Below are 17152 nucleotides of genomic sequence, written 5' to 3'. Positions count from 1 at the left end.
TGAATAGTGAGTGTCGGACTAGGCCAGGGTGTTCAGAAGATCAAATTGGATTGAGAGAGCAGCAGGTGGAAAACATGAGTGAGCCGCGCCAGGAGCTGTGGATGATTCGGCACGGTGAGACTGAATGGAGCGTGGCGAAGCGGCATACGGGGCGGACCGACATCGAGCTGACTTCGACGGGTGAGCGTCAGGCGGCCGCGCTGGGTCGATCTCTGGCCGGCCGACGATTTGCCTTGGTGCTCTGCAGCCCGCTACGCCGAGCCCGCGAGACCTGCCGGCTGGCCGGTTTCGGCGAGGCGGCGAGTATGACCGATGACTTGCTCGAATGGGATTACGGTATCTATGAGGGAAGAACGACTTCGGAGATCAGGTCGGAACAGCCTGATTGGTCGATCTGGACGGCGTCCGTTTCCAAGGGCGAGTCGCTCGAGCAGGTCCGGCACCGAGCCCAACGGGTGATCCGGCGGGCGCTGGCGGTCGACGGCGACGTGGTGCTGTTCGCGCATGCCCATATCCTACGCATACTCGCCGCCTGCTGGCTCGGTCTGTCACCCGACGCAGGACGGTTGTTCGTCCTCCGCACTGCTTCGATCAGCGTGCTCGGCTTTGAGCGTGAAACGCGTGTCATCACACGTTGGAACCTTCCACACGAGGAGGGACTATGAAAGCACAGTATTTGGGCCACGTGGTCTTCTATGTGAAAGAGCTTGATCGATCGCTCGGCTTTTACCGGGATCTGTTGGGCTTCAAGGAAGTCGCACGGATCTTCAATGGTGCTGCCGCCGCGCTGACATCCGGCCGGACGCATCACGAATTGCTGCTGATTCAAGTCGGCGAGGCACCGGGACCACCGACAGGACGTCACCGTGGCCTCTACCATATCGGGATCAAAGTGGGAGACAGCCTTGACGAACTGCGTCAGGCAAAGCGGGACTTGGAGCAGGCAGGAATTCAGATCGATGGCATGAGCGATCACACGGTCAGCCAAAGTCTCTATCTGAAAGATCCCGACGGGAACGAGGTTGAGCTCTATGTGGATGCGGACGAATCGGTGTGGAGAAACAACCCGGCGTTGGTGATGGCGCCGATCAAGCCGCTAAATTTATAAGTTCATTTCATTGATCGAGAGGGGTTCCACGCATGGACTTACAACTGTCGGGCAAGCTCGCGCTCGTGACCGGTTCGACCGGAGGCATCGGTTTGGCTATTGCTGCGGCTCTGGCCGGCGAGGGTGCGGCGGTGATTATCAATGGTCGATCGAAAGAGCGGGTAACCGAGGCAATCGCAAAGGTCCGGCAAAAATATCCTCACGTGAAGCTCGAACCGCTCATCGCCGATCTAAGTACAGCGAAGGCGGTGACGCAAGCCGTGAATGCCTTTCCTCAGGTCGATATTTTGATCAACAACTTGGGTTCCTATGAGCCAAAGCCGTTTGAGGAGATCTCCGATGAAGACTGGCAGACGCTTATCGAAACCAATTTCATGAGCGGTGTGCGGCTGAGCCGCCATTACCTGCCGAAGATGAGGACACAAAACTGGGGGAGGATCATTTTTATCTCGAGCGAATCCGGCGTCAATATCCCGGTGGAAATGATCCATTATGGCGTGACGAAAACCATGCAACTGGCGCTGGCGCGAGGCTTGGCGGAAACCACCGTGGGCACCGCCGTGACGATCAATTCGATCTTGCCAGGCCCGACGAAGTCTGAAGGTGTCGAGAAGTTCGTCGGCGATATGGCGAAGTCTCGCCACCTTGAGCCTTCGGTGGTGGAGAGAGAATTCTTTGAGACTGTCCGCCCAAGCTCGTTGCTCAAACGGTTTGCCTCCACTGAGGAAGTGGCCGCTTTCGTCGCGTTTGTCGCCAGCCCGCTGTCCTCTGCGACCAACGGCGCAGCCCTTCGCGTGGACGGTGGTGTCATTCGCTCGATTCTCTGAAGAGAGATGTGTGGAATATCCATCATAATGAAGAAGGCATCGGTGCTGCCGTCTCGCTCATGAAGAGGTCATGCCATGGTCCATCAATATGTAACTCAGATGTCAAGAACCATTCCAAGAGGTGCAAAATGATTCGTGTGGTTATGATGTCAGTGCTGATCGGCCTGCTGTCATTGGGATCCGGCGTGGACGGTTGGACAGCTGATGGCGCGGGCAAATGGCTCACGATCGTGAGTCCGACACAGGGCGCAGTGATAAAAGGGGATTCCGTCGAGGTTCGGTACACACTGTCCAAGAGTACGAAAGCCACGCACATCCATTGTTACGTGGACGGTGAATATCAAAAGGGGTTCAAAGGCGTGGTCAAGGGTCTCACACGCGGCTCGCACGAGATCAAGCTGGTCGCCGCAAGCCACGACCACGACGCGCTGGGAGCCGAAGCGATCGTGACGATCGAGGTGGAGTGATGCCGGTGCGCTCGTGAGTGAGCGTTTGGGGAAGGGTTCTATGCAAGCGCTTGTGGTGATCAGAATGATGAGCACACGCATGTTCGGTGCTCTTGAGGATCGGCGATTCAGTAGCCCATACTGAGCATCGATAGGTGGGCATGGTCATGAACGAGACGACCCGCAAAAGACTCATATTAGTCGGTGTTCTTTTGATAGGGGCCTCCGCCTTGCTCGGGTGCAAAGGCGAAGCCGGCTCTTCGGCGCCTCGCCCGACCCCTGAAGTCCAAGTCATCGAAACCACTTCTCAGACCGTCCCTGATGAACCGGAGTTTATCGGGCAGGCCGAAGCATCGAGCATCGTCGAAATTCGTCCGCAAGTCACCGGCATCATCAAGCAACGCTTCTTTTCAGAGGGACGCGACGTCAAGCACGGTGATCGCCTCTACGAGATCGATCCGGTGCCCTTCCAGGCAGCATTCGCGAGCGCCAAAGGACGAGTCGCACAAGCCGAGGCGCGGGTTGTCCAGGCCAAGCAAAATCTGGCTCGTGTCAAGCCGTTGCTCGTAGAAGATGCCGTCAGTCAGAAGGATGTCGACGACGCGATCGCGGAAGATCTCACCGCGCGGGCCGCGCTGGAGGCTGCACGAGGAGATCTCATCAAGGCCAAGTTCGATTTGGACAATACGCTCATCGTGGCTCCGGTCGACGGCCTGATCGAGCGTACGCGGTACTACCAAGGGCGGTTGGTTACCGCACAGACGGACCTGCTGACCGTCATTCATCAAGTCGATCCCATGTACGTCATCGTGAGCGCGCCGGAGAGTTTTCTTCTCAAGCGACGTCGGGACACCCTTTCAAAACGGATACAGCACCCCGGGATCTACAGTTTGACGGGCACCGCTATTTTTGTGGATGGAACAGCCTATGCGCATGACGGCGTGTTGGATTTTGCGGATATCGGGTTACGGGCCGAGACGGGTTCCCGGCAAGCGCGGGTCGTGTTCCCGAACCCTGATCGGGTGCTATTGCCCGGTCAGTTTGTGACCGTGCGCTTCCATGGAGTATCGAAGCCCAACGCCATTCTTGTTCCACAACGCGCGGTCCAGCAGGGTCCAAAGGGCGCGGTGGTCTATGTCGTCGGTCAAGGCGATCAAGTGGAAGTTCGAGACGTGAAAGCCACGGACTGGCAAGGGGACCAGTGGCTCATCGAGGACGGACTCCGTGCCGGGGAACGGGTCATCGTGGAGGGATTCCAACGACTCGTGCCCGGAGCTCAGGTCAAACCCGTCACGGTGGCCTCGACAAAGTCTGATACGCTTCCAACGCCGGCCGGTGGCGGCGTGGAACAGGCAAAATGAATCTCAGTTTTTTCATCGATCGGCCGATTTTTGCCTCGGTCCTTTCCATCGTCATCGTTGTGGTGGGGCTAGTGGCAATGCTGGCTCTACCCATCGCTCAGTTTCCTGAGATCACTCCCCCGGTGGTACAGATCGACGCTGATTACCCTGGGGCGAGCGCAGATGTCGTCGCGGAATCGGTCGCACGTCCCATCGAATTGCAGCTGCCCGGCATCGATCGGCTTCTCTACTTCGATTCGACGAGCACGAACGACGGTCACATGACCATCAAGCTGACGTTCGAAATCGGGACGAACATCGATATCGCGCAAGTTCAGGCCCAGAACCGCCAGAAGCTTGCCGAGCCGCAACTTCCGCCGGAAGTCGTCCGTCAGGGAGTGACCGTTAAAAAACTGTCGCCGGATCTGCTGACGGTGATGGTGCTTAAATCCGACGATCCGCAGCAAGATGCACTGTTCCTATCGAATTTCGCGATCCTGCGAATCCTCGACAATATCAAGCGACTGCCCGGAGTCGGCGATGCGCTGGTCTTCGGACAACAGAATTACAGCATGCGTCTCGTCCTCGATCCGGTGCGCATGGCGCAGTTGGGTCTGACACCGACCGATATCGCGAATGTCGTGCGCGAGCAGAACCGTGACTTTCCCGCCGGAACGGTCGGACGCGAGCCCATGCCGATTGCCACGGAGCTCACGCTTCCGCTCATTACCGAGGGACGCATGACCGACGTGCGCGAATTTGAGGAGATGATCGTTCGCGCGCTGCCGAATGGATCGATGGTTCGGCTCAAAGACGTCGCGCGGGTCGAGTTGGGAGCGCAATCCTATGTACTCGAAGGCCGCTTCAACCGCAAGCCTACCGCGCTGCTGCTCACCTTTCTCTCACCGGGCGCGAACGCCCTCGACACGGTCAAGCGAATTCGCGGAGAAATGGACAGACTGAGCAAGGTCTTTCCACCCGGCGTGACGTACGACATTCCCTACGACACGACACGCTTTGTCGATGTCTCCATCAAGGAGGTGGTGAAGACCTTGGGAGAAGCCATGGTCTTGGTCGTCCTGGTGGTGTACCTCTTTCTTCAAAGCTGGCGCGCCACGTTGATTCCTGTCTTGGCGGTTCCGGTCTCGCTGATCGGAACTTTCGCGGGGATGGCCGCCCTCGGATTCTCCATCAATACCCTCACCCTCTTCGGCTTAGTGCTTGCCATCGGAATTGTGGTGGATGATGCCATCGTGGTTGTGGAGAACGTGGAGCGTCACATGGCGGGTGGGATGTCGCCGAAGGACGCGGCTAAGAAAGCCATGGGGGAGGTGGCGGGCCCCGTGATCGCCATTGTGCTGGTGTTGTGCGCGGTCTTTGTGCCGGTGGGGTTTCTAGGGGGCATCACAGGCCAATTGTACAAGCAGTTTGCGATCACGATCGCAGTCTCCGTCGCGATCTCGGGGTTCGTGGCCTTGACGCTCAGTCCCGCGCTCTGCGCCTTGGTGCTGAAGCCGAGTCATGGGCCGCGCAAAGGCTTCTTTGGACTATTCAATCGGCTGTTCGAGTGGATTCAGATTCGGTACTCGACGAGCGTGAGTTTCACGTTGAAGCACATGGCCCTCTCATTGGCGCTGTGCGGGGTGGTGATTGGTGTCGCAGTCAAATTATTTGCAGTGATTCCCATGGCCTTCCTACCGGAAGAGGACCAGGGATATTTCATTACCGTCGTTCAGCTGCCGGATGGGGCGTCGAAAAAGCGGACGGACGCAGTCGTCGATCGAATTGAGCAGTACTATCATACCCTTCCTGCGATCTATGCAACACAAGCGCTGTCGGGACAGAACTTCGTCTTTAATACCAGAGGCACCAATACGGCGACGCTCTTCGCACCTCTCAAACATTGGGATGAACGGAAGGGGCGGCAGGACCATGTCAAGTCGCTGATCGGAGGGGCGTTCAAGGAATTCGGTAAGATTCCCGGTTCGCTGATCCTGGCGTTTAATGCTCCTTCGATTCGGGGTCTGGGCGCCACCGGCGGTTTCTCCGTGCAACTGCAGGACCCGAGCGGCGGGGATTTTAAACAGTTTGGCGCGGTGGCTCAGGAGTTTGTCAAAAAGGCAAGCCAGGACCCGGCGATCGGAGCGGTCAGCACGAGTTTCCGCGTGAGCGCCCCGCGAGTCCACGCCAAGATCAATCGGGAGAGGGCCAAGGCGCTCGGGGTGCCGATCTCCGAAGTGTTCGACACGCTTCAAGCCTATTTCGGCAACCTGTACATCAACGATTTCGTCAAATTCGGCCGTGTCTATCGGGTCCAGACCGAAGCGGAGCCCCAGTATCGATCGCGCCCGGCCGATATCAGCAAGATTTATGTTCGAGCCGTGAACGCCCAAGGCACTACTATGATTCCGCTCGACACCGTGGTGACGACGAACTACTCCAGCGGGCCAGACCCCGTGACCCATTTCAACGGATTCAATACTGCGCTTGTCTTGGGTTCAGCGGCGCCGGGCTACAGTTCGGGCCAGGCGCTCGATGCGTTGGAGCGGGTGGCGCAGGAAGTGTTGACCCCTCAGGGGTTCGACATCGATTGGAGCGGGATATCGTATCAAGAACGCAAGGCCGGTTCTCAATCGATTGTTGCGTTTGGATTCGGGTTGCTCATGGTGTTCCTGGTGCTGGCTGCCCAGTACGAGAGCTGGACCGTTCCGTTCGCCGTGATTTTGGCCGTCCCGTTTGGAGTGTTCGGCGCCTTATCCGCGGTATGGTTGTCGGGAATGGCGAACGATATTTATTTCCAGATCGGCTTGGTCACGCTGATCGGGCTTGCGGCCAAGAATGCCATTCTCATCGTGGAGTTTGCGAATCAACGGTATCAGCACGGTCTTCCATTGAGGGATGCCGTGGTGGAAGCGGCCCGACTTCGGTTCCGGCCCATCCTCATGACCTCATTGGCCTTTATTCTTGGCGTGGTGCCGCTGGTCGCCGCCGGTGGAGCCGGCGCGGCCAGCCGCCATTCGATCGGGACCGGTGTGTTCGGAGGCATGATCGCGGCGACGATTCTTTCCGTCCTATTCGTCCCCTTGTTCTTTACACTGATCCGAATGTTGGGAAAGCCGGCTCCCCGACCTGTCCGACAAGACAGAACCGGAGAAGACCGTCCCGGGCTTGCTTCGGCTTCTGTGCAAGGAGAACCTTGATATGCGAATCCTCCCGCTGTTAGGCCTTTCAGGCCTCCTGCTTTCCTGCGCGGTGGGGCCCGATTATTCGCGCCCTGATATTCCGGCCAATGATTCGTTTCGCATGGCCAAAGAAGCCACTGATCTCCCGTCTCTCGCCAATATGCCCTGGTGGGAATTGTACCGTGATGAGGAGCTTCAGAAGCTTATCCGTATTGCGTTGGAGGAAAACAAGGATCTCGAACGTGCCGTCGCGACGATCGAAGAGTTTGAAGCTCGGTTGTTCATCGCGCGGACAGACTATATTCCTCAAATGACGGGGACGGCCAATTTCCCCTTTGCGCGGTCGGGCGGAGTCCGTTTCGCAGGATTTCCGAGCCCCTTCAGCTACTACCTGCAGGGAAATCTCGCTTGGGAAATCGATGTGTGGGGACGGATCCGCCGGTCGAATGAAGCGGCCCGCGGTGATCTGCTGGCCAGGGAGGAAAGTCGGCGCGCGATCGTTTTGCAGCTGGTCGGAGGAGTGGCGCAGGCTTATTTCGACCTTCGGCAGTTCGATCTGCAACTGGAGATTGCCGAACGCACGTTGAAAGCATGGGACGAGTCAGTGCGAATCAGCCAAGCTCGTCACCGGCAAGGATTGATTCACGGGCTGGATGTCGAACAGTTTCAAGCGGAGCGGGAAAACGCGGCGGCGCGCATTGCGGATCTGAAGCGCCAAGTGATTCTGAAAGAAAATGAACTGAGTGTGTTACTAGGGAGGAATCCTGGCCAGATCGCCAGGGGGCAATCGTTGACCGATCAAGTCGTGCCGCCCATCGTGCCGGCCGGTCTCCCATCCGAATTGCTGCAACGGCGGCCGGATATCGTCCAGGCGGAGCTGCAGCTGGCTGCGGCGACGGCCAGAATCGGAGCCGCGAAAGCCGATCGTTTCCCAAAAGTCTCGCTCACCGGACTTCTTGGCCTCGCCAATCCAAGCCTATCCAAACTCTTCACGGCCGGAGGAGACTTCGCAGCCTTCGGTCCGACGCTGACCGGTCCCTTGTTGAATGCGGTAAGCCTCGGGTTTCAGCAGAAGGCCGCGGAAGCTCAGTCCCGACAAGCGATCGCCCAATATAAACAGACGATCCTCGTAGCCTTCAAGGAAGTTGAAGACGCGCTGGCAGGGGTCGCGATGGCACGTGAACAGGCGGCTGCGCAGGAGCGACAGGTGAACGCGCTGAAAGCGGCCCTACGCCTGGCCAATCTCCGGTACAAAGGCGGCCTGGCGAACTATTTGGATGTCTTAATCGCGCAACGGAACCTGTTCGACGCGGAATTGGCGCTTGCGACGACCCACCGCTTGTACCTGATATCGGTGGTCCAGCTGTACAAAGCCTTGGGCGGTGGTTGGTCGCCTCAGGAGTCCGATCGAGAACAGCCGGTGGCCTCCGCGATCCAAACGGGAGATCACTAGCGCGGCGAACTATCTTGTGCTTTGGCGCCTGTCATTCGTGGGGCGATCCAATGGGATTGGAAAAGAAGATCGTGCTGATTGCAGGAGGGGGCGGAGCCCTAGGACACACCGTCGTTCCGGCGTTCGCGCATGCCGGGGCGCAGGTGATTTCCGTTGATCGCCACGGATCTGCAGGCCAACCGGAGGGCTGGGTCGCGGTTACAGCCGATGTGACCGATGAAAAGGATGTGCGGCGGCTTGTCGAGGCGGTTGTACGGAAGGAAGGCCGCATCGATGCCCTGGTCAATCTGGTCGGTGGCTTTGCGCTGGGTCGTGTCACGGAGACGGACGTCTCATTGTGGCAGCGAATGCTGACGCTGAATCTTACGTCGGCGTTTCTGCTTTCCAAGGCGGTCATGCCACATATGCTGGGAAGGCGGAGTGGGAGGATCGTCCATGTCGCTGCCCGTGCCGCGGTCGAACCTTTTCCCGGCGCGGCGGCGTACATCGTGTCGAAATCAGGACTTCTGGCGCTGATCCGCGCGCTCGCGACGGAATTGGCCGGATCGGGTGTCATGGTCAACGGCATATTGCCGACCACCATCGATACGCCGGCAAATCGGAACAGCATGCCTGATGTGGATCCATCGACGTGGGTCAAGCCTGAATCCGTCGCCCAGGCGCTGATCTATCTCGCGTCCGATGAGGCCAGTCAGATCAACGGGGCCGTTATTCCAATGGGAACGTGAGTCGGGACAAACACTGCGAGGAATGTTGATGTCCGAGAGCAACTGGATTGATGTCGGGTCTGTCGAGGAATTGAAGAACAAGCCCTTGCAGGAAGTTGTGTGCGGGGCGACGGCCATCGCACTGACGCACAAGGACGGCGCGTTTGGCGCCATCTCCGGAGTCTGCAATCACGTGGGCGGCCCGTTAGGCGAAGGCACTCTCAACGGCGATTATGTAGTCTGCCCCTGGCATTACTGGAAGTTTCATCATCGAACCGGTCAAGGGGAACCCGGCTATGAGCAAGATCAGGTTCCGGCTTACGCAACCAAGGTAGAGAGCGGTCGCCTCTACGTCGACCTGTCCTCAGCGACAAAGCGCAAGAAGCAGGCGCATGCGCCGCATCCCTTGGCGAGACCGATCATTCGCCGGGCTGGCCCGATTCGGGTCGTCGGCATCTCTACGACGGCGATGACTGTCGCCCATCCGCGCTACAGCGGATCCGATGCGTTACTCGAGACTGCCTTGGAGCACGCGCAGACCGACCTTCAGCTCGAGATCCAGTACATCAAGCTTCGAGACTTGAGCTTTCGAGCCTGCGAAGGGTTCTATTCCAAATCGGCGCAGGCTTGCACGTGGCCGTGTTCCATCACTCAGATGGACCCGAGCGATCAGCTCGATCGTGTGTACGAAGCCATCGTGCATTGGGCCGACGTGATTCTCATCGCCACGCCGATCCGCTGGGGGAACGCGAGCAGTCTGTACTACAAGATGATCGAGCGGCTGAACTGCATTCAGAATCAGGAGACGATCGCCAGCAAACACTTGTTGAAGAACAAAGTCGCCGCTTTCATCATCATGGGCGGGCAGGACAATGTTCAAGGCGTAGCCGGGCAACTCTTGACGTTTTGGGCCGAGGTCGGCTGCCAATTCCCGCAATTTCCGTTCATCGCTCATTCCAGAGGCTGGAGTGCCGAGGATATGGAACGGAACGTCATCGAGGTCCAGAACAGCCGGGAACTTCGTGAAGGAGCACAGGAACTGGTGACACGCGCGGCAGACATGGCAAAGCTCATGATCGACGGACAACTTCCCGAGCATCCCCTGGCTCGCGGCGGGCGCAAAGCGCATCAACTCGATAGCGAGCCTACCGGCTGACGACCACGAATTCGACGAGGAGACGATGGTATGCCGAACCAAAGGGGAAGAGATAGCTCATTGGACAATCTCATTCAGGCCCTTCTTCATCTACACAAAGCGTTGTTGGACGATGAGCGGGTGTCCTACGAGCGTGTGCACGGGAGGATTCCGTCCAACGGGATGTTCTTGCAGTTGGTGCTGAACGATGGCTGGTTTGCCTGGTTGCGTCCGTTGTCCCAGTTAACGGCCAAGCTTGACGAACTTAGCGAAGCCGTTGAACCGTCGAACGACGAGAAGATCTCCGTGCTTGAGTCGGTGGGGAAACTTCTCACCCCGACGGAGGTTGGGGAGGGGTTCGGCAGACAATACTACGATGCGCTGCAACGGGGACCGGAGGTGATTCTGGCGCACGCGGCGGTCAGAAACTTGCTCGCGCAGTCCATTCCCAATCGGAGTTGATGGCGGATCGGGAAGCATCAGGAGTACTGAGCGATGCGAAAACGACGCTGGAGGGCCTTGCGACATCCTCAACCTGAATGCCGTTTCGTTTCCATAGATTGCCGGTACTGCTCCACATAGTCGAGAATGCGGTCCTTCGGTACCCCGAACCAGTTCAAGGCATGCCGGATCAATGTCGCCGATGCCTCGACTTCAGGCTGAATGACCTCGGTCGCTCCAATCACACCCAATCGTTCCCCTTCCGCGAGTCCATGTGCACGGGCCAGGATTGGAACTTTCGGATTGAGGTCATGAATACGACTCACTGTCAGCGCGGCGGGTTCGATCTCAGGCAAGGCCACGATGATCAGAGATGCATCCGCCGCTCCGGCCTTCATAAGCAATTCGCGGTGGGAGGCGTCGCCATAGAGGCAGGCCGCGCGTTTGGCTTGTAGCCGGCGAATAATGTCCGGATTTCGGTCGATCACCACGTAGGGAAGACTGAAAGCCTCCAACGCCCTTCCGAGCGCGCTGCCGACTCGTCCGAATCCGCAAAGGACGACATGCTGCCGGAGCGGTTCGCCTTCCGGCGGCCACGGCGCCATGTCGTGTTGATCGTGCGCGAGACGTCTCTGAACGAGCCAGCCGGGCACATACCTGACAAGAGCCGCATTCATGAGAATGGTGATGAGAGAGGCGGCAAGCGTCGCATTGTAGACTTCACTGCCGACATGGCCCGCCGATTTTGCGACCTGCACGAGGACAAACGAGAATTCGCCGATTTGCGTGAGGCCGACCCCCACCAGGACTGCGGTGATCCATGGGTAGCCGAACAGCCGCACGACGGTCATCCAAATCAAGAGCTTCCCGGCTACGATCAAGGCAATCATCGTGGCAAGGAGAGAAATGTTACTGAGGATGACGCGCGGATCGATCAGAATACCGATGGTCACGAAAAAGAGCGCGACGAAGGCATCACGTAGCGAAAGAAGCCGGGCCAAGGTTTCGTGTCCATAGTCGGATGCGCTGATAATGAGCCCGGCCAGGAAGGCTCCCAAGGCGAGAGAAAGTCCGACCATCTGTGTGACGGCGGCAGTCCCAAGGCTGATGGCCAGCGTGACGAGGAGGAAGAGCTCTTGATTCTGAGTCCTGGCGACGTGAGTCATGATCGGTGGGATGACTTTGGCGCCCAGGTATCCCACTGGCACCAGGATCAATAGAGCCTTTCCCAAGGCTTGACCGATCAGAAGCAATCGCCCCGAGTCGAACTCTCCGAGGGCCGGCATGAGCACCGTCATCCCTACGACTGCGACGTCTTCGACGAGGGTAATGCCGATCATCACCCGTCCATGCTTCGATCGAAGCTCGCCCCGATCTACGAGGAGACGCGCGAGTACCATCGTGCTCGCCATGGAAATGACCGCTCCAATCACGATGCTCTGGATGGTCGACCACCCGATCAGACTCCCGATCAGGATGGCCAATCCGATGGACATGAGAATGCCGAGCGGACCACCGGCAAGGGCAACCCATTTGACCCGCATCAGGTCCTTCACTGAAAACTCAAGTCCGATCGAGAACATCAAGAGAATGACGCCGATCTCTGCAAACAGCTCGAAGGCATGCGGTTCAGAGATCGTAAGGCCCGGGGTAAATGGACCGATCGCGATGCCACCCAGGACGTAGCCGAGGATCAACGGCTGCCCGGCAATTCGGGCGAGTACGCCGCCGGCGACGGCGGCAAGGAATACCGTGGCAAGATCCGAAAAGAACAAGGGATTTGGCTGCACGCAATACCTCTTCAGCGAACTCTATCCGCACATTGACCGGCCATGGCCGATCGACGGCGATGGCCACATGACCGGGGAACGAAAATACCATAGACGAGGTGAAGAATGTCGCCTCTTCATCTAGCGATCGTCGTCTTGCTTCATAGTTCTCGCATGGGTCCAAACTAAACGATCAGACCCCCTATCAGCCCAGCATAGCCGACGGGCCCTTAAGAGATCCTGATGCGACGGCCCCGGTTCGACAAGATCAGCTCTCACACGTAACCGACCCGGTCCGGGCTAAGATCGCATGCCATCCGAAGCCGAATGCCTTATCACGGCAGTGAGCCCTAAGACACTTTCCCGAGTGTAGAATTTAGGCTATACTTGCTGCCGATCCGACTGGCCATGAACATGAATTCCGCTCTGACGCAAGCCCTTGGATGGTCGCGAGCGCAGTCCCATCGGGCGCGGCCCTTCATTTCACGATATTAGCCGCGAGCCCGTCTGCGCGACGAAGCGCCGAGTGTAGAATTCCACGCGTGGGGAGAACGCCGATTCGATGAGTATCGCTTCTCTCTCAGCACCTCTCACATTGGTCCTCCCGTCGCTCTGGGTCGTTGCCGGTATCTTTCTCTGTTGCAGACCTATAAGGCGTGCAGCATTTCTGGGACGGTCGCCATGCGCAAGCGGACTGAGTCGGCGCTGCGGGTGAGCGAAGAACGCATCCGCGCCACCGTTGAAAACACCCCCTATGTCGCCGTGCAGTGGTATGACGACAACGGTCGCGTACTGTATTGGAATCGCGCCTCCGAGAATATGTTCGGCTGGAAAAGCGGGGAGGCGCTCGGGAAGACGTTGGAGCAACTCTTCCTGACGCCCGAGGACGCCGCCGCATTTGTCAAAGTTCTGGAAGAAATCCAAATGACTGGCCTGTCGCTTGGGCCTGCAGAATCTAGCTTCCATCACCGCGACGGCAGCCCTGGCGTCTGCCTTTCGACGACGTTCGGCATTTCAAGTTCCGACGGTGCGCCATGCTTCGTACGCATGGACGTGGACGTGACCGAGCGCAACAGGGCTGAGGGAGAACTTCAGCGGACCTATCAACAACTCAGGGGATTGATCGGTCAATTGGAAGCCTCACAGGAAGCGGAGCGCAAACGGATCGCACGGGAACTGCACAGCGAATTAGGGCAGTTGGTCACGGCCCTCCATTTGGACCTGATCTGGCTGAATTGCAAGCACAGCGAAGCAGGGGGTGGAGCGCAAGCAGGCGAGATCGCATGTCGATTGAAGTCCATGATGAAGCTGGTGAACGCGCTGACCAACTCCACCAGACGCATCGCCGTGTCCCTGCGCCCCAGCCTCCTGGACGATTTTGGACTGGTCGCTGCTCTGCGGTGGCAAACCCGAGACTTTCAGGAACGGACTGGCCTGGAATGCACGCTACTGACAGGCCCCGATGTGGCGCAAATGCACATCCAGGACTCCCAGGCCACGGCGCTCTTCCGTATCGCCCAGGAGCTTCTGACCAACGTCATCCGCCATGCGAACGCGCAGCGCGTGCAGATCTGTCTTCAGGAAGAAAGCGGCGCGCTGGTGATGACCATCAACGACGATGGGCGAGGGATTATGGAGAAGGATATGGCCAAGCCGACATCCTTCGGGTTGCGCGGCATTCGCGAACGACTGGTCTCGATCAAGGGAGAACTCACGATGCAGGGCGTCCCGCATCGCGGGACGTCCGTGAGCGTGCGCCTCCCTATGCCACAACAAGGGTAATGCCGCGAATCATTCCGAGCCGAGGAGGCTGGAGGCCCGACCATGCTGAGGGTCATGATCGCCGATGACCATGCCATCGTCCGACAGGGGTGGAGGCAGATCATCGCTGAGGGTTTCGAGCAGATGGTTGTCGCAGAAACCGGATCGGGACGCGGGGTGTTGGACACCGTGAAGGATGATCTCTGGAGCGCGGTGGTCTTGGACGTTGATCTACCGGACATGAACGGCTTGGATGTTCTCAAGGAACTGAAGGCCCGACGGCCTGATGTGCCGGTCGTGATACTCAGTTTTCACACGGAGACGGAGTATGCCGTTCGCGCCTTCAGGGCCGGCGCGAAGGCGTATCTGACGAAGGACAGCGCGCCGGACGAGTTGTTGGCCGCGCTGAAAAAAGCGATGCAGGGAGGCAGGTACGTCACGGTCTCTCTCGCCGAAGCGCTGGCCGAAAGTTTCGCGCACGAAGCTCCGACCTTGCTGCATCAGACGCTGTCGGATCGTGAACTGGCGGTCCTTTGCCTCATAGCCAAGGGCAAGACTCTCACGGAAACCGCCGATCAACTGTGCCTCAGCGTCTCGACGGTCGGTACGTACCGAGCCCGGTTGCTCGAAAAACTCAAGCTCCGAACGACCGCGGAACTGATTCGCTACGCCCTTCGTCATCATCTCGTCCAGTGAACGTTCCTCTTTCCCGGTCCACCCATCAGTTGCCCTGCCACGATGTTGTGTCTCCATTCGGGCACGGTCAGGTGTTGCTCACTTCGGCCCTGAGTTGCCTCCTGATGGTTCTTGAGGCTGTCCACATGCCGTCCCACGCTATCTTCGGGAATTCTTCGACACTGACCCACGATTTTCCGACAGGAAATTCCCATTTTTGCCGATAGACGCTTGCGCTGGTCCCATGCATGTTGAAACTAGGCAATGCTTGTCTACGACTAAACTGCGAAGAGGCAAGTCATGAAAGTGCTCATTGCGGATGGTGAGGCGATCGTGCGCCGCAAGTTGTATACGATCTTACAGGATGTCCCGGGCGTCGAAGTCGTCGGGACGGCAGATGAAGGGCAAGAAGTGCTTGCCCTCATCGAGAGGGAATGTCCCAATGTTGCGATTCTCGACATCAACGTGCCGGTGAAAACAGGGATCGAGGTGCTCCGGCGTGTCAAAAGCAAGAAGCCGGCGCCGATCACGATCATCCTGACGAATTACGTGGATCAGGAATACCGCGAAGCCTGTCTCGCGGCAGGGGCTGAATTGTTCATTGATAAGGTGCACGGCCTCGATCAACTCCGGTCGATCCTCCGGAGCTTGAGTGCGCAGTTTCAGGCGCTTCGCGCCGTGGTCCTAACCCACAAAGAAAGCGAGGCGATCCTTCGACAGACCATGGAACGGCTGCGCGAGACCATGGAGCGATTCCATCTCGCCGTCTCCGGCTCATCCGACGGCCTCTGGGACGTCACGTTCTTGCCGGAAATGCCCTGGCATAATCCGGCTCAGCCGGTGTGGTATTCCACACACCTGAAAGAGATGCTCGGCTACGCCGAGCATGAGTTGCCCCACGTCCTCGCGAGTTGGGACGCCCTGTTGCATCCGGACGATCGGGCGCGAGTCTTCGCCGCAATCACGGCCTACCTTGAGCGCCGAACGGTTCGTTACGACATCGAATATCGGTTGCGCACCAAACAGGGAGAAGTCCGATGGTTCAGGGCTCGTGGGATTGCGATCTGGGATGGGTCCGGACGCGCCTCCCGCATGGCCGGGTCGTTGAGCGATATCACCGATCGCAAGTTGCTGGAATCGCAGCTCCTGCAAGCCCAGAAGATCGAATCTCTAGGCCGCTTGGCCGGCGGCATCGCGCACGATTTTAACAACGTCCTCACGGCCATCCTGGGCTACAGCCAATTGATCGAAAGTCAACTCTCAGCAGAAGATCAGCTCTACAGTCATGTCAAGCAGATACGCACAGCGGGCGAGCATGCGCTCGCCTTAACGCAACAACTGTTGGCGTTCAGCCGCAGACAGGAACACCGTCCGCAGGTGCTGGACCTGAACTCGGAGATCAGCAAAGCGAATGATCTGCTGCAGCGTTTGGTCGGAACCGGTGTTCAGTTGTCGCCACGGTTAGCTCCTTCGTTGAGTTCCATTTTCGCCGATCCTTGCCAGGTCCAGCAGGTGCTCCTGAATCTTGTGATCAACGCGCGTGATGCCATAGGCCGCACGGGCACTGTCACGATCGAAACGGGTGAGGTTGAGTTGGACGAACTGTATGCCCGCTCGCACGTTGCGGTATCGCCCGGCCGCTATGTGATGCTTGCGGTGATCGATACCGGGTGCGGCATGGACGAGCAGACCAAATCCCGCATCTTCGAGCCCTTCTTTACCACGAAGGGCGACCGAGGAACCGGCTTGGGGCTGGCCACGGTCTATGGGAGTGTCAAGCAAAGCGGAGGCAGCATCTGGGTCTATAGTGAGCCGGGGCAAGGAACCACGTTTCGGATCTACTTTCCTCGCGCTTCCCAGGACGGGAATCGGAATGGGATGGGTAGCGCTCCCCTGGCTCCCCTGACAGTCGAGCGAGGCACCGAGACGATCCTTGTGGTCGAGAATGATGCCAACGTACGCTTGGTCGCCGTCGAGATTCTGAAGTCCCTGGGGTACCTGGTTCTGGAGGCGAGGAGTCAGATTGAGGCGCTGGCACTGGTCAGGATTGCCGAAGACCCGATCCAACTTCTTGTAAGCGATGTGGTCATGCCGATGATGAACGGGAGGGAGTTTGCCCGGGAGATGCTGCAGTTGCGTCCAGGATTAAGAGTGATCTTCATGTCCGGTTACTCGGAGGACTACGTGACGGCGCAGGGCTTTATGGATCCTGGTAGCGAGTTTGTGCAGAAGCCGTTCACGGTCCATTCGCTTGCCAATAAGGTTCGAGCGATTCTGGGATGAACCGACCATTCCAAACGAGCCTGAA

14 protein-coding genes are annotated in these 17152 nt (G+C 58.3%); 13 read left to right on the top strand and 1 reads right to left on the bottom strand.

Going from position 1 to position 17152, the window contains the following annotated elements; translation table 11 throughout:
- Positions 1-74: 74 nt before the first annotated feature.
- From H8K04_15525 to H8K04_15480, 10 genes are all read left to right on the top strand, one after another.
- Positions 75-665, top strand: a complete 591-nt coding sequence (locus H8K04_15525; GenBank protein ID UVT15210.1) for a histidine phosphatase family protein — start codon at positions 75-77, stop codon at positions 663-665.
- A complete protein-coding gene (locus H8K04_15520) occupies positions 662-1108 on the top strand; it encodes a VOC family protein (GenBank protein UVT15209.1) in 447 nt (148 codons plus the stop codon). Before H8K04_15525 ends, H8K04_15520 begins: the two co-directional genes overlap by 4 nt.
- Before the next feature lie 32 nt (positions 1109-1140).
- A complete protein-coding gene (locus H8K04_15515) occupies positions 1141-1935 on the top strand; it encodes an SDR family NAD(P)-dependent oxidoreductase (GenBank protein ID UVT15208.1) in 795 nt (264 codons plus the stop codon).
- Between the two features lie 128 nt (positions 1936-2063).
- Entirely contained in the window at positions 2064-2402 is a 339-nt protein-coding gene (locus H8K04_15510) for a hypothetical protein (protein ID UVT15207.1), read from the top strand.
- 146 nt (positions 2403-2548) lie between these two features.
- Complete coding sequence (locus tag H8K04_15505; protein UVT15206.1) at positions 2549-3742, top strand: efflux RND transporter periplasmic adaptor subunit; 1194 nt, start codon at positions 2549-2551, stop codon at positions 3740-3742.
- Complete coding sequence (locus tag H8K04_15500; protein ID UVT15205.1) at positions 3739-6921, top strand: multidrug efflux RND transporter permease subunit; 3183 nt, start codon at positions 3739-3741, stop codon at positions 6919-6921. The genes H8K04_15505 and H8K04_15500 overlap by 4 nt, the downstream gene beginning before the upstream one ends.
- 1 nt (position 6922) lies before the next feature.
- On the top strand, positions 6923-8356 hold the full coding sequence (locus H8K04_15495; protein ID UVT15204.1) for an efflux transporter outer membrane subunit: 1434 nt from the start codon (positions 6923-6925) through the stop codon (positions 8354-8356).
- A 50-nt stretch (positions 8357-8406) separates the two neighbouring features.
- Entirely contained in the window at positions 8407-9084 is a 678-nt protein-coding gene (locus H8K04_15490) for an SDR family oxidoreductase (GenBank protein ID UVT15203.1), read from the top strand.
- A 28-nt stretch (positions 9085-9112) separates the two neighbouring features.
- Positions 9113-10219, top strand: a complete 1107-nt coding sequence (locus H8K04_15485; GenBank protein UVT15202.1) for an NAD(P)H-dependent oxidoreductase — start codon at positions 9113-9115, stop codon at positions 10217-10219.
- A 30-nt stretch (positions 10220-10249) separates the two neighbouring features.
- A complete protein-coding gene (locus H8K04_15480; protein UVT15201.1) occupies positions 10250-10660 on the top strand; it encodes a hypothetical protein in 411 nt (136 codons plus the stop codon).
- Positions 10661-10728: 68 nt separating this feature from the next.
- Here H8K04_15480 and H8K04_15475 read toward each other — a convergent pair whose 3' ends face one another.
- Entirely contained in the window at positions 10729-12429 is a 1701-nt protein-coding gene (locus H8K04_15475) for a cation:proton antiporter (GenBank protein UVT15200.1), read from the bottom strand.
- A 660-nt stretch (positions 12430-13089) separates the two neighbouring features.
- Between H8K04_15475 and H8K04_15470 the strand changes: the two genes are divergently transcribed.
- The 3 genes from H8K04_15470 (at position 13090) to H8K04_15460 (ending at position 17127) form a co-directional block, all read left to right on the top strand.
- A complete protein-coding gene (locus H8K04_15470) occupies positions 13090-14190 on the top strand; it encodes a PAS domain-containing sensor histidine kinase (protein ID UVT15199.1) in 1101 nt (366 codons plus the stop codon).
- Between the two features lie 45 nt (positions 14191-14235).
- Positions 14236-14865, top strand: a complete 630-nt coding sequence (locus H8K04_15465; GenBank protein ID UVT18010.1) for a response regulator transcription factor — start codon at positions 14236-14238, stop codon at positions 14863-14865.
- A 279-nt stretch (positions 14866-15144) separates the two neighbouring features.
- Positions 15145-17127, top strand: coding sequence for a response regulator (locus H8K04_15460; protein ID UVT15198.1), 1983 nt, complete (start codon positions 15145-15147; stop codon positions 17125-17127).
- Positions 17128-17152: the final 25 nt, after the last annotated feature.

The sequence above is a fragment of the Nitrospira sp. genome, assembly GCA_024760525.1.
In the GTDB taxonomy this organism is placed as follows: Bacteria; Nitrospirota; Nitrospiria; order Nitrospirales; family Nitrospiraceae; genus Nitrospira_D.
This window is presented reverse-complemented; position numbering and strand designations above follow the sequence as displayed.